Source organism: Acidovorax sp. KNOB132 (assembly GCF_057541515.1).
In genome coordinates this window covers 18,734-32,353 of the sequence record NZ_BAAJYT010000029.1, presented here as the reverse complement: position 1 = coordinate 32,353, position 13,620 = coordinate 18,734, and the positions used below count along the sequence as shown (strand labels likewise).

13 protein-coding genes are annotated in these 13,620 nt (G+C 69.4%); 9 read left to right on the top strand and 4 right to left on the bottom strand.

Annotation, left to right across the window (positions count from 1 at the left end; all coding sequences use genetic code 11):
• From AC27IO_RS07070 to AC27IO_RS07045, 6 genes are all read left to right on the top strand, one after another.
• A partial coding sequence (locus AC27IO_RS07070) for an ABC transporter permease subunit (protein WP_498738093.1) occupies window positions 1–370 on the top strand: 370 nt, incomplete at its 5' end.
• Window positions 371–1,291: an ABC transporter permease gene (locus AC27IO_RS07065; protein ID WP_284396176.1), complete on the top strand. Its 921-nt coding sequence runs from the start codon at window positions 371–373 to the stop codon at window positions 1,289–1,291.
• 89 nt (window positions 1,292–1,380) lie between these two features.
• A complete protein-coding gene (locus tag AC27IO_RS07060; RefSeq protein ID WP_272567809.1) occupies window positions 1,381–2,547 on the top strand; it encodes a BMP family ABC transporter substrate-binding protein in 1,167 nt (388 codons plus the stop codon).
• A 120-nt stretch (window positions 2,548–2,667) separates the two neighbouring features.
• Entirely contained in the window at window positions 2,668–3,759 is a 1,092-nt protein-coding gene (locus AC27IO_RS07055; protein ID WP_498738095.1) for an adenosine deaminase, read from the top strand.
• A 107-nt stretch (window positions 3,760–3,866) separates the two neighbouring features.
• Window positions 3,867–6,329 carry a penicillin acylase family protein gene (locus tag AC27IO_RS07050; RefSeq protein WP_498738090.1) on the top strand — a complete coding sequence of 821 codons (2,463 nt, stop codon included), beginning with the start codon at window positions 3,867–3,869 and terminating at the stop codon, window positions 6,327–6,329.
• Between the two features lie 63 nt (window positions 6,330–6,392).
• Window positions 6,393–7,394, top strand: a complete 1,002-nt coding sequence (locus AC27IO_RS07045) for a 2-hydroxyacid dehydrogenase (RefSeq protein WP_272567814.1) — start codon at window positions 6,393–6,395, stop codon at window positions 7,392–7,394.
• A gap of 40 nt (window positions 7,395–7,434) precedes the next feature.
• Here the strand turns inward: AC27IO_RS07045 and kynA are convergent, their stop codons facing one another.
• From kynA to kynB, 3 genes are read right to left on the bottom strand one after another with little or no spacing between them, the layout of a single operon-like run.
• Window positions 7,435–8,322 (bottom strand): tryptophan 2,3-dioxygenase, encoded by an 888-nt coding sequence (gene kynA / locus AC27IO_RS07040; protein ID WP_498738088.1) that lies wholly within the window; start codon window positions 8,320–8,322, stop codon window positions 7,435–7,437.
• Window positions 8,323–8,325: 3 nt separating this feature from the next.
• Complete coding sequence (gene kynU, locus AC27IO_RS07035) at window positions 8,326–9,633, bottom strand: kynureninase (RefSeq protein WP_498738086.1); 1,308 nt, start codon at window positions 9,631–9,633, stop codon at window positions 8,326–8,328.
• Window positions 9,634–9,679: 46 nt separating this feature from the next.
• On the bottom strand, window positions 9,680–10,321 hold the full coding sequence (kynB, locus tag AC27IO_RS07030) for an arylformamidase (RefSeq protein ID WP_498738084.1): 642 nt from the start codon (window positions 10,319–10,321) through the stop codon (window positions 9,680–9,682).
• Window positions 10,322–10,425: 104 nt separating this feature from the next.
• Here kynB and AC27IO_RS07025 point away from each other — a divergent pair, with 104 nt between their 5' ends.
• Window positions 10,426–10,902, top strand: a complete 477-nt coding sequence (locus AC27IO_RS07025; protein WP_272551503.1) for an Lrp/AsnC family transcriptional regulator — start codon at window positions 10,426–10,428, stop codon at window positions 10,900–10,902.
• Between the two features lie 41 nt (window positions 10,903–10,943).
• On the opposite strand, the gene AC27IO_RS07020 is transcribed toward AC27IO_RS07025, so the two are convergent.
• On the bottom strand, window positions 10,944–11,267 hold the full coding sequence (locus AC27IO_RS07020; protein ID WP_498738081.1) for a YkgJ family cysteine cluster protein: 324 nt from the start codon (window positions 11,265–11,267) through the stop codon (window positions 10,944–10,946).
• A gap of 152 nt (window positions 11,268–11,419) precedes the next feature.
• On the opposite strand from AC27IO_RS07020, the gene AC27IO_RS07015 reads away from it, so the two are divergent.
• Window positions 11,420–11,734: a FeoA family protein gene (locus AC27IO_RS07015; protein WP_498738079.1), complete on the top strand. Its 315-nt coding sequence runs from the start codon at window positions 11,420–11,422 to the stop codon at window positions 11,732–11,734.
• Window positions 11,731–13,617: a ferrous iron transporter B gene (feoB, locus tag AC27IO_RS07010; protein WP_272567822.1), complete on the top strand. Its 1,887-nt coding sequence runs from the start codon at window positions 11,731–11,733 to the stop codon at window positions 13,615–13,617. Before AC27IO_RS07015 ends, feoB begins: the two co-directional genes overlap by 4 nt.
• Window positions 13,618–13,620: the final 3 nt, after the last annotated feature.

Sequence of the window (13,620 nt, the reverse complement as noted above, 5' to 3'; positions counted from 1 at the left end):
CTACGCGGGCTTTTCCTCGCGCCGCGCGCTGTGGACGGCGCTGCTCATCTCGGGCGGCGCGGCGGGCCTGGCGGGCGCGCTGGAGGTGGCGGGGCCCATCGGCCAGCTCACGCCCTACGTGCCGGCGGGCTACGGCTTCGCGGCCATCATCGTGGCGTTCGTGGGGCGGCTGCACCCGGTGGGCATGGTGTTCTCGGCGGTGCTGATGAGCATGTTCTACATCGGCGGCGAGCTGGCGCAGTCGCGCCTGGGCCTGCCCAAGTCGCTCACGGGCGTGTTCCAGGGCCTGCTGCTGTTCACGCTGCTGGCGTGCGACACGCTCATCGCCTACCGCGTGCGGTGGGTTGGGTCCCAGGGGAGGGCCGCATAAATGGAATCGTACGCACTGCTTCTAGGCGCCACGCTGAGCGCGGGCACCGTGCTGGCCATCGCCGCCCTGGGCCTGCTCATCAACGAGAAGGCCGGCATCGTCAACCTGGGGGCCGAGGGGATGATGCTCTGCGCGGCCATCGCCGGCTTCGCCACCGTGGTGCACACGGGCAACACCTGGCTGGGCTTCGCGGCCGGCATGGCGGCGGGGGCGTTCCTGGCGGCCATCTTCGGCGTGCTGGTGATCTGGCTCAACACCAACCAGTACGCCACGGGCCTGGCGCTGAGCCTGTTCGGGGTGGGCTTTTCCGCCTTCGCGGGCATCCGCTACGTGCAGGCCAAGCTGCCGGAGCTGCCCAAGTACGCCGTGCCCGGGCTGGGCGACCTGCCCATCGTCGGGCCCGCGCTGTTCCGCCAGCACCCCCTCGTGTACCTCACCATGGCGCTGGTGGCGGGGCTGGTGTGGTTCCTGTACCGCTCGCGCGCCGGTCTGGTGCTGCGCTCGGTGGGCGAGTCGCCCGAGTCGGCCCATGCGCTGGGCTACCCGGTGCGGCGCATCCGCCTGGCGGCCGTGGTGGCCGGGGGGGCGCTTTGCGGGCTGTCGGGCGCGTACATCTCCACGGTCTATACGCCGCTGTGGGTGGAGGGCATGGTGGCCGGCCGCGGCTGGATCGCGCTGGCCCTCACCACCTTCGCCACCTGGCGGCCGGCACGGGTGTTGCTTGGTGCCTACCTGTTCGGCGGCGTGACCATGCTGCAGTTCCACCTGCAGGCCACGGGCGTGCAGGTGGCCAGCCAGCTGCTGAGCATGCTGCCCTACGTGGCCACCATCGTGGTGCTGGCGCTGATCTCGCGCAACCCGGCCTGGATCCGCGTGAACATGCCGGCCTCGCTCGGCAAGCCGTTCCATCCCGGGTCGTGACCCGCACGGCCCGCGCGGTGCTGCACGGGCCCCCGATAATTTATTTTTTCGTTGCCTTTCCCCTTACTTTTTTCCTCGAAGGAACCGACATGACCGATCTGCACAAACGCTCGCTGCTCAAGGTGGCCGCGCTTTCCGCCGTGGCCGCCGCCGCCCTGGCCGGCTGCGGCAAGAAAGACGAGCCCGCGCCAGCGCCGGCCGCCGCTCCGGCGCCCGCTGCGTCCGCGCCCGCCGCGAAGGCCGAGCCTTTGAAGATCGCGTTCGCCTACGTGGGCCCGGTGGGCGACGGCGGCTGGTCCTTCGCGCACGACAACGGCCGCAAGGCGATCGAGAAGGAGTTCGGCGACAAGGTGCAGACCAGCTTCGTGGAGAGCGTGCCCGAGTCGGCCGACGCCGAGCGCGTGCTGCGCGACATGGCCTCGCAGGGCAACAAGCTGATCTTCGGCACCACGTTCGGCTACATGGAGTCGATCCAGAAGATCGCCCCCGACTTCAAGGACGTGAAGTTCGAGCACGCCACCGGCTACAAGACGGCCGAGAACGTGCGCACCTATGACAGCCGCACCTATGAGGGCGCCTACATGGCCGGCGTGATCGCCGGCGCCATGACGCAGACCAACACGCTGGGCGTCGTGGGCTCGGTGCCGATCCCCGAGGTGATCCGCAACATCAACAGCTTCACGCTGGGCGCGCAGTCGGTCAATCCCAAGATCAAGACCAAGGTGGTGTGGGTGAACGAATGGTTCAGCCCCCCGAAGGAAACCGAAGCCGCCACGTCGCTGATCAACGGTGGCGCCGACGTGCTGTTCCAGAACACCGACTCGCCCGCCGTGCTCAAGACCGCGCAGGAAAAAGGCAAGCGCGCCTTCGGCTGGGACTCCGACATGACCGCCTACGGTCCCAAGGCCCACCTGGCCTCGGCCGTGATCAACTGGGGCCCCTACTACATCAAGGCCACCAAGGATGCGCTGGGCGGCACCTGGACGACCGGCCAGAGCTGGTGGGGCGTGAAGGAAGGCGCGATCGATCTCGTCTCCATCGCCGAGGACGTGCCCGCCGACACCAAGGCCAAGGTCGAGCAGGTGAAGGCCGGCCTCAAGGATGGCAGCTTCTCGATCTGGAAGGGCCCGATCGCCGACAACACCGGCAAGGAAGTGCTGGCGAAGGACGCGGTGGCCGACGACAAGTTCCTGGGCGGTGTGAACTTCTACGTGAAGGGCGTCGAAGGCACCGTGCCCGGCGGCGACAAGAAGTAAGCGATCCCCCAGCGAATCCAGGCCGGCGCGCGTGCCGGCCTGGCGCGGCCTGCCTGGCCCGGGGCAGGCGCCGATGGCGGCGGGCCGCGGACAAGGCATCATTGCCCTACCGCCGCCCCGATCGGGCGCGCGGCATCCCTTTCTGGAGTCCGCCGATGTTCAAGGTCCCCCCCCATTCCCGCCCAGCGCCTGCCCGCGCTGCTGCGCAGCATGCCCAAGGCCGAGCTGCACATCCACATCGAAGGCTCGCTCGAACCCGAGCTGATCTTCGCCCTGGCGCAGCGCAACGGCGTGGCGCTCCCGTACGCGAGCGTGCAGGCCCTGCGCGATGCCTACGCGTTCACCGACCTGCAGAGCTTTCTCGACATCTACTACGCCGGCGCCAGCGTGCTGCTGCACGAGCAGGACTTCTACGACATGGCCTGGGCGTACCTGCAGCGCGCCGCGGCCGACAACGTGGTGCATGCCGAAATCTTCTTCGATCCGCAGACGCACACGGCGCGCGGCGTGCCGATGGAGACCGTGATCCAAGGCCTGCACCGGGCCTGCACCGATGCGCGCCAGGCGCTGGGCATTTCGTCCGCGCTCATCCTGTGCTTCCTGCGCCACCTGAGCGAGGAAGATGCCCTGACCACGCTGGAGGCGGCGCTGCCGCTGCGCGCGCATTTCATCGGCGTGGGGCTGGACAGCAGCGAAGTCGGGCACCCGCCGGAGAAGTTCGCGCGCGTGTTCGCGCGCTGCGCCGAACTGGGTCTGCGGCGCGTGGCGCATGCAGGCGAGGAGGGACCGCCGGCGTACATCTGGAGCGCGCTCGACGTGCTGAAGGCCGAGCGCATCGACCACGGCGTGCAGGCCGTGCACGACCCGGCGCTGATGCAGCGGCTGGCGCAGGAGCGCATCGCGCTCACGGTGTGCCCGCTGTCCAACCAGAAGCTGTGCGTGTTCCCCGACTTGGCCGACCACAACCTGCGCCAGTTGCTCGATGCCGGGCTGGCGGCCACGGTGAACTCGGACGACCCGGCGTACTTCGGCGGCTACATCAACGACAACTTCACGCAGCTGTTCGCGGCCGATCCGCAGCTCACGGCGCGCCACGCCTACCAGCTGGCCTTCAACAGCTTCGAAGCGAGCTTCGTGCCCGAGGCCGACAAGCACGACTGGGAGCACCGGCTGAAGGTGTGCTTTCAGCAAAGCGTCGAGCAGGACTACTGACGCCCCTGTCGCCGGCAGGGGATGCGTACAGCACTGTACGCACTGCGCTTATCCTTGGGGCCCGTTCGCCGCATCCAAAAGGCGGCTCATCCCAAGGAGACAAGGCCATGAGAGAGAGATTTTGGCGCGGCAGCCTGCCGCTTTCCGTGCTGGCGCTGTCGGCGCTGGCTGCCTGCGGCGGGGGCGGCGGCGAAGGCGGCGACAACGGCCGCTACAGCGCGGAGATCCGGCGCACGGCCATGGGCGTGCCGCATATCAAGGCCTCCAACTGGGGCAATGCGGGCTTCGGATACGGCTATGCGCAGGCGCAGGACAACCTGTGCACGATGGCCGATTCATTCGTGACCTACCGGGGCGAGCGCTCGCGCTACTTCGGGGGCGATGCGCTGCTGGTGTACGAAAGCACCATCGACCGTCCGCGCAATCTCGACTCCGATTTCTTCCACCGCCACGTGATCTCCAGCGACGTGGTGGACGCCATGGTGGCGGCCCAGCCCGACAACCTGCGCAAGATGGTGGCCGGCTTTGCCGCCGGCTACAACCGCTACCTGCGCGAGGCCCAGTCCGGCGGCACCGCCCATGCGGCCTGCCGCACGGCGGCATGGGTGCAGCCCGTCACCGCGCGGGACATCTGGCGGCGGATGTATGCGGCCAATCTGGCCGGGGGCTACAGCAACTTCGTGGCGCCGCTGGCGAATGCCACGCTGCCCAGTGCGGCCGCCAGCACGACGGCCGGGACCGCCATGCCCGCGTCGCCATCCCCCCAGAAGGTGGCGCAGTTCGATCCCGCACGCACGCAGCCGCCCCGGCTGCAGGTGGGCGGAACCGCGGGCATCGGCAGCAACATGTACGGCTTCGGCACCGCCGCCACCGGCGAGTCGAGCGGCCTGCTCTTCGGCAACCCGCACTGGTACTGGAAGGGACCGGATCGGTTCTACCAGGCCCACCTGACCATTCCCGGCGAGCTGAACGTGAGCGGCGCGTCGTTCCTGGGGGTGCCGGTGGTGCTGATCGGCTTCAACGACAACGTGGCCTGGAGCCACACCGTCTCCACCGCGCGGCGTTTCGGCGTCTTCCAGCTGCAGCTGGCCGATGGCGACCGCACGACCTACGTGCGCGATGGCAAGGCGGTGAAGATGGCCGCCACCCCCATTACCGTGCAGGTGCGCGGCGCCTCCGGCGCGCTCACCGATGTCACGCGCACCCTCTACAAGACCGAGTACGGGCCGGTGGTGAACCTGGGCGGCCTCAACCCGGCGCTGGCCTGGAGCCAGACCACGGCCTTCGCCATGCGCGACGTCAACGGCGAGAACTTCCGCACCTTCCGCAACTGGATGCGCTGGAACCAGGCGGCCTCGCTGGACGAGTTCATCGCCATCCAGAAGCAGGAATCGGCCATTCCCTGGGTCAACACCGTGGCCGTGGGGCGCGGCAACCCGCGCGCCTGGTATGCCGACATCGGCGCCGTGCCCAATGTGTCGACCGAGCAGGTGGCCACCTGCACCACCGGCTTCGGCAAGGCGATGGCGGCGGCCCTGCCCAACGTGCCGTTCTTCGACGGCTCGCGCAGCGCCTGCGACTGGCAGACCGACAGCGACTCGGCGCAAAAGGGCACCGTGGGCGCTTCGCGCATGCCCAGCCTGCTGCGCGACGACTATGTGGGCAACATGAACGACAGCTATTGGCTGGCCAACGCCAGAGCGCCGCTCACGGGCTTTCCCGCGATCTTCGGCCCGGCCGGAACGCAGGCGCAGAGCCTGCGCACGCGCATGGGCCACACCATGGCGCTGGAGCGCCTGGCCGGCACCGACGCCTATGCCGGCCAGCAGGCCACCAGCGCCATCGTGCGGCAGATGGTGCTCGACAGCCGGGTGTTCAGCGCCGAGCGCTTCAAGGAGCAGGCCCTCTCCCTGGTCTGCGTGGCGCCCCAGATCACGGTCGCGGCCGAGGGCCGGACGGTGGACGTGGCCGCTGCCTGCGCCACGCTGCGCGCCTGGAACAACACCGGCAACGCCACGGCGCGGGGCTCGCATGTGTGGGACGAGTTCTGGAACCGCGTGAAGGTGCCGGCCGCGCAGCTCTATGCCGTGCCGTTCAGCGCCGCCGACCCGCTGAACACGCCGCGCGAGCTGCGCGCCAGCGCCGCCGATGCGCTGCGGCAGGCCTTCGGCGCCGCCGTGCTGAGCGTGCAGCGCAGCGGCTTCGCGCTGGATGCGCCGCGCGGCGACGTGCTGTTCGCCACGCGCGGCGGCAGCAAGATCGCGCTGTACGGCGGCTGCGGCGATCCGGGCTACTTCACCATCAACTGCTCGGAAAACCCGATCGAGCAGGGCGGCTACAGCATGGACGGGCAGCCGCACGGCAACAGCTACATGCAGGTGGTGGGTTTTCCGGCCGGCGGGGTGGAGGCGCACACGTTCCTCACCTATTCCCTGTCGGACGATCCGACCTCCAGCCGCAACGGCGACTACACCCGGGCCTACGGGGCCAAGCAGTGGCTGCGCCTGCCGTTCTCGGAATCGGAGATCACGTCAAGCGCGGGCTACAGCACCGTCACCGTGAGGGAATGATTGGCCGAGCGCCCCGGGGGGGGGGACGCAACCCGGTGGCGCGCCCCGGTCGATTGGCGCAAAATGGGGCGGCAGCGCTTGATCCGCCTGCCCGTTCAGCTATCAATATGGAAGCATCCTGTCGTGTCCAGTCCTCGCATTCCCCTGCTTGTTCTCAACCACCTGTCCCCGCAGAGCCAAGCCCAGATCGCGGCCCTTTACGACCTGCACTACGCCCCCACGGCGGCGGACCGCACCGCGGCCATCGTCACCCAGGGCGGGCGTTTCCGGGCGGTGCTCACCATCGGCTCGCTGGGCCTGAGCGCCCAGGAGATCGAGGCCATGCCGGCGCTGGAGCTCGTCTGCGTGCTGGGTGCCGGCTATGAGAACGTGGACCTGGCCGCGGCCCGCGCCCGCGGCATCGTGGTGGCCTCGGGCGCCGGAACCAACGACGACTGCGTGGCCGACCACGCCTTCGGCCTGCTGATCGGCGCGGTGCGCGGCCTGCGACCGCTCGACCGCCTGTGCCGCGAAGGCGTGTGGCGCGACGCCATCGGCCTGCCGCCCAACGTGTCGGGCAAGCGCCTGGGCATCTTCGGCCTGGGCACCATCGGCCAGAAGATCGCGCGCCGCGCCTCGGGCTTCGACATGGCCGTGGGTTACCACAACCGCAAGCCGCGCGACGGTGTGGCCTACGAGTACTTCGGCAGCCTGCTGGAACTGGCGAAATGGTGCGACGTGCTGGTGTGCGCCACGCCGGGCGGTGCGGCCACGCGCCATGCCGTCAATGCCGAGGTGCTGCAGGCGCTGGGCCCGCTGGGCTACCTGGTGAACATCGCCCGGGGCAGCGTGGTGGACACCGAGGCGCTGGCCTCGGCCCTGCGCGTGGGCGGCATCGCCGGCGCGGGGCTCGACGTCTACGAAAGCGAGCCGCACCCGCCCGAGGCGCTGATCGGGCTGGACAACGTGCTGCTCACGCCGCACGTGGCGGGCTGGTCGCCCGAGGCCGTGCAGGCCAGTGTGAACCAGTTCCTGGCCAACGCCGGCGGGCACTTCGCGGGCACCGGGGTCGTGGCGCCGGTGTGAGCCGCGGGGGCCGCCCTTCGGGGCCCGCCACCGCTTGGTTTCAAAGGTCGGTGCGCAGCTTCCAGATCTCGGGGAACAGCACCACGTCCAGCATCTTGCGCAGGTAGCTCACGCCGCCCGTGCCGCCGGTGCCGCGCTTGAAGCCGATCACGCGCTCCACCGTGGTCACGTGGCGAAAGCGCCAGAGCCGGAAGGCGTCTTCCAGGTCGGTCAGTTCTTCGCCCAGCTGGTACAGGTCCCAATGCTGCCGCGGGTTGCGGTACACCACCAGCCAGGCCTGCTCCACGGCATCGCTTTCCTCGTAGGGCTGGGTCCAGTCGCGGGCCGTGTGGCTGCCCGGCACCGGAATGCCGCGGCGCGCCAGCAGGCGCAGGGCCTCGTCGTAGAGCGAGGGCGCCTCGTAGGCGGCCTGCACCTGGGCCAGCAGGTCGGCGCGGTGCTCGTGCGGGCGGAGCATGGCGCGGTTCTTGTTGCCCAGCGCGAATTCGATGCTGCGGTACTGGTAGCTCTGGAACCCGCTGGAGCTGCCCAGGTAGGGCCGCATGGCGCTGTACTCGGGCGGCGTCATGGTGGCCAGCACGTCCCAGGCGTGCACCAGCTGCTCCATGATCTTGGACACGCGCGCCAGCATCTTGAAGGCCGGCTGCAGCTCGTCCTTGGCCACCAGCGCGATGGCCGCGCGCAGCTCGTGCAGCATGAGCTTCATCCACAGCTCGCTGGTCTGGTGCTGCACGATGAACAGCATTTCATCGTGCGCCGGCGAGCGGGGGTTCTGCGCGGTGAGGATGGCATCGAGCGACAAATAGTCGCCGTAGCTCATGCTCTGGCTGAAGTCGAGCTGGGCCCGCTCTTCGTGCACGATGGATTCGGGCTTGCCGGTGGTCGCTTCGCTGCCGGCGGGCGCGGGGGATTGGGAATGGGGGCACATGGCTCAGGTCACCGCGTTGATCTGGTTGAACTCGGCGCGCTGCCACTCGGCGCCGTCGAGCACCTGGCGAAGATGCTCGACCGCATTCCACACGTCTTCGAAGCCGATGTACAGCGGCGTGAAGCCGAAGCGCAGGATGTCCTTGTGCGGGCCCTGGCCGCCGTCGCCCTTGCGGAAGTCGCCGATCACCCCGCGCGCGATGAGCGCCTGCACGATCGCGTAGGCCCCGCTGCCCTGGCCGTGAAGGCCCTGGCCTTCGTCCCGCGTGAGGCACACCTGCGAGCCGCGCCGGGCGTGTTCGCGCGGGGTCGCCAGGCCCAGGCCGTGGTCGCCGCAACGCGCTTGCACCAGCTGGATGAACAGGTCCGTCAGCGCCAGCGATTTGGCGCGCAGCGCGGCCATGCCGCCCAGCGGCTGCGCGGCATCGAACACATCCAGGCCGCATTGCAGGGCCGACAGGCTGATGATGGGCTGCGTGCCGCACAGGTAGCGCGTGATGCCGGGCGCGGGCTGGTAGCCGGGCGTGAACTGGAACGGCGCCGCATGGCCCCACCAGCCGGACAGGGGCTGCCAGAAACGGTCGGCATGGCGCGGGTGCACCCACACGAAGGCCGGGGCACCGGGGCCGCCGTTCAGGTACTTGTAGCCGCAGCCGATGGAAAAGTCGGCATCGGCGCCCTGCAGGTCGACCGGCACCGCGCCGGCGCTGTGCGCCAGGTCCCACACCGTGAGGATGCCGGCCGCATGCGCTGCCGCCGTCAGGGCCGCCATGTCGTGCATGGCGCCGGTGCGGTAGTTCACGTGGGTGAGCATCAGCACCGCCACTTCGCCGGTGAGCGAGGCGGTGATCTCCTCGGGCTCCACCAGCACCAGTTCCAGGCCGCGCTCCTTGCACAGTCCCTCGGCGATGTAGAGGTCGGTGGGGAAGTTGCTGCGCTCGCTCACCACGCGCCGGCGGCCCCGGCTCTCTTCACGGGCGATGTTGAGTGCCGCGCTCAGCACCTTGTAGAGGTTGATGGACGTGCTGTCGGTGCACACCACCTCATCGGCACCGGCACCGATGAACGGCGCGAGCTGGTTGCCCAGGCGCTGGGGCAGGTCGAACCAGCTGGCCGTGTTCCACGAACGGATCAGGTCCGTGCCCCACTCGCGCGTCACCACGTCGGCCACACGGGCCGCCGTGGCTTGGGGCAGCACGCCGAGCGAATTGCCGTCCAGGTAGATGACGTCGGGGGGAAGGTCGAAGTGCGCGCGCAGCGGGGCCAGGGGGTCCTGCGCATCGAGTGCGCGGCAGTCTTGCAAGGTCGTCATGGAAGGCTCTGTTTAATCAAAAATGATAGCAATCGGGGCAATGAAATCAACGGCATGGGCGCAATATGGCCCTGACCGGCGAGGCGTCGGCCGTAGTGAGCTTCAAAGGCAGGGCGATGAGTTCGTAGTCGCCCTCCGGCACCTCGTCGAGCACCAGGTTCTCCAGCACCCGCAGGCCGCGGCGGCGGATCACCTGGTGGCTGTCCAGCGTCTTGCTGTCGGCCGGGTCGATGCTGGCGGTGTCGATGCCCACCAGCACCACGCCCAGATCCGCCAGCCGCTCGATGGTGCCGGGCGCGTAGGCGGCCAGGGCCCCGTCCCAGCGATCGACCGGCATGCGCTGGTAGGTGCGCACCAGCACCCGCGGCGGCAGGTCCTGCACGGCATGGGCCAGGTGCACCCATTCGATGAGCGGCCCCGCGCCGATGGCATGGATCACGCGGCAGGGGCCGATGAAGGCGTCCAGCGGCACCTCGCCGATGGAAGCACCGTCCGGGTCGTAGTGCAGCGGGGCATCGGCATGCGAGCCGACATGGGGCGACAGCGTGATGGCGCTCACGTTCACCGGGCAGCCGGGCCCGATGGTGGCGCACCACTGCTGCGTGTAGGCCGTGTCGCCGGGGAAGACCGGCGTGGCGGCATGCACCGGCGCCGAAATGTCCCACAGCCGGGGTGAATTCGTGTTCATGGCGCGCATGCTATGCGCATCGGGGGTGTTTTCCAAAGGGGTTATCCTCTGCATCGGTAAAAATTGAATAATCCATTCTTTTAAATCCGAAAACAGAACAAATCATGCAGGCCGCCTCCCTCGATCGCACCGACAAGCAATTGCTCGAAGCCCTGCAGGGCAATGCCCGGCTCACCTCGGGCGAACTGGCACAAATGGCGCACCTGTCCCAGTCGCCTTGCTGGCGCCGGGTGAAGCGGCTGGAAGACGACGGCGTCATCAGCGGCTACCACGCGGGCCTCAACCGGCGCGCGCTGGGTTTCGGGGTGATGGCGTTCGTGATGGTGGGCATCGACCACCAGACCGAGATCTCGTCCCAGGCCTTCGAAGAGGCGGTGTGCGCGATCCCCGAGGTGGTCATGTTCCACGGCATCTCGGGCCCGGAGGACTTCATGCTCGTCGTGGTCGCGAAAGACCTGGACGCCTATTCCGAGCTGCTGCAGCGCCGCCTGCACCGCCTGCCGGGCGTGCGGCACATGCACTCGTATTTTTCGTTGCAGGAGTTCAAGGGCCAGGTCGGCGGCCTGCCCGTGCCGGCGTAGCACCAGCGGCCTGCGCCGCGGCTGGTGCGATCCATCCCCAATCAGTAGATCGCGCTGTCCGGCAGCGCCGCCAAGCCATGGCGCTGGCGTGCACGGCGGCAGGCATCGCTGCCCGCCTCGAATTCGCGGCAGGGCGAGGGCCGCCATTCGTAGATGCCACAGGCGGCGCGCACGCTGACGGTGCCGGTGAGGGCGGCGCAGCGCGGCGACGCGTGGTCGGTGCCACGCATGCGGCGCAACTGGTCGGTCACCTCCACCACCAGGCCCTGCGGCACGCTGCCACCCGTCTCCTGCGATTCATGCACCGAGAAATCGACACGGAAACTCGCGCAGCACGCGCCGCAGCTCAGGCAGGGATGGGTCATGGCAGGGGGGGCATATCGGCGCAAAACCGGCATTGTGCGGGCTCGGGCGCATGGGCTGGCCCGGCAGCGCATCGCATCCGGGGCTGATGCGCCTCAAGCCGGCCGAAAGGATGCGGCCTAAAATGAGAACTAAACTCATTCATAACAATCCGATGAAGATGACTGAAGAATCTTCGGGCCCTGCACTGGCCCCAGGCACCGCCTTGCCCGCCGCCACGGGCCTGGACCGCCTCCCGCGGCAGGTGCACGCCCATGTGACGGCGCTGCAGCCGGCCCGCAACGAACAGGAACGCGCGGTGATCCAGCGCCTCATGGAAATCGGCTTTCTGCCCGGCGAGCCCGTGCGCGTGGTGGCCAGCGGCTTCCCCGGCGGCGATCCCCTGGCCGTGCGCGTGGGGCAGGCCACCTTCGCACTGCGCCGCCACGAGGCCGCGCTGGTGCATGTGCAGGCCGGAGCGACCGCATGAGCGGGGCCGCCACGTCGCCCCTGCGCATCGCGTTGCTGGGCAATCCCAACTGCGGCAAGACCGCGCTGTTCAACCTGCTCACCGGCGCCCGCCAGAAGGTGGCCAACTACGCCGGCGTGACCGTCGAGCGCAAGGAAGGCCTGCTGCACACCGCCAGCGGCCGCCGCGTGCGCGTGCTGGACCTGCCCGGTGCCTACAGCCTGAACGCCCACAGCGCCGACGAAGCCGTCACGCGCGACATCGTCACCGGCGAGCGGCCCGGCGAGGCCGTGCCCGACCTGCTGGTCTGCGTGACCGATGCCACCCACCTGCGCCTGAACCTGCGCCTGGTGCTGGAGGCCCGCGCGCTGGGGCTGCCGATGGTGCTGGTGCTCAACATGAGCGACATGGCGGCGCGCCAGCGCATCGAGATCGACCGCGAAGCGCTCTCACGCGAACTCGGCATGCCGGTGCTGTCCACCGTGGGCGTGCGCAGCGACGGCGCGCAGGAGTTGCTGCAGTGGCTCGACACCCAGGCGCCGCAGGCGCTGGCGGGCACGGCGTCCGTGCACCGGGCGGTGGGCGTGGACCTGCGCGCCCAGGTGCTGCAGCTGCACCAGGAGGTGCGCCGCATCATGGCCGCCGCCGTGCGCGAGCCCGCGGTCAGCCTGCGCAACGACGACCGCATCGATGCCGTGGTGCTCCACCCGGTGTGGGGCCTGCTGCTGCTGGCCGTCACGCTGTTCCTCATGTTCCAGGCCGTGTTCAGCTGGGCCGCGATGCCCATGGACGCCATCAAAGCCGGCGTGGACGGGCTGTCGGCCTGGATCAATGCGCACATGGCCGACGGCGTGCTGCGCAGCCTGCTCACCGACGGCATCCTGGCGGGCGCGGGCGGGGTGCTGGTGTTCCTGCCGCAGATCCTGATCCTGTTCTTCTTCATCCTGGCACTGGAAGACTCCGGCTACCTGCCGCGCGCGGCCTTCCTGCTCGACCGCGTCATGGGCACGGTGGGACTGTCGGGGCGGTCGTTCATTCCGCTGCTGTCGAGTTTTGCCTGCGCTGTGCCCGGCGTGATGGCCACGCGTTCGATCACCCACTGGCGCGACCGGCTGGTCACGATCATGATCGCGCCCCTCATGACCTGCTCCGCGCGCCTGCCGGTGTATGCCCTGCTCATCGGCGCGTTCATCCCCGAGCAGACCGTGGGCGGCGTGTTCAACCTGCAGGGCCTGGTGCTGTTCGCGCTGTACTTCGGCGGCATCGTGAGCGCCATGGCCGTGGCGGCGGTCGCCCGCCTCGCGCGCCGGGGCGCCGGCCACGCGCCGCTGCTGATGGAACTGCCCGCCTACCGCTGGCCCAGTGTGCGCAGCCTGGCGCAGGGCCTGTACGAGCGCGCGTTGATCTTCATCCGCCGCGTGGGCGGCATCATCCTGGCCGTCACCATCCTGCTGTGGTTCCTCTCCACCTATCCCGCGCCGCCCGAGGGCGCCACGGGCGCGGCCATCCAGTACAGCTTCGCCGGCCGCATCGGCAGCGTGCTGGAGGTGCTGGTGGCGCCGATCGGCTTCAACTGGCAGATCGCCATCGCCCTGGTGCCCGGCATGGCCGCGCGCGAAGTGGCGGTGGGGGCGCTGGGCACCGTGTATGCCCTCTCGGCCACGGGCGAGGAAGTGGCCACCCAACTGGGCCCGCTGATCGCCCAGAGCTGGTCGCTGGCCACGGCGCTGTCGCTGCTGGCGTGGTTTGTCTTCGCTCCGCAGTGCATCTCGACCATCGCCGCCGTGCGCCGCGAGACCAACAGCTGGCGCTATCCGCTGCTGATGACCGGCTACCTGTTCGCGCTGGCGTACGCCGCCAGCTTTATCACGTATCGCCTGGCCCTGGCGCTGGGAGGAGGCTGAGCC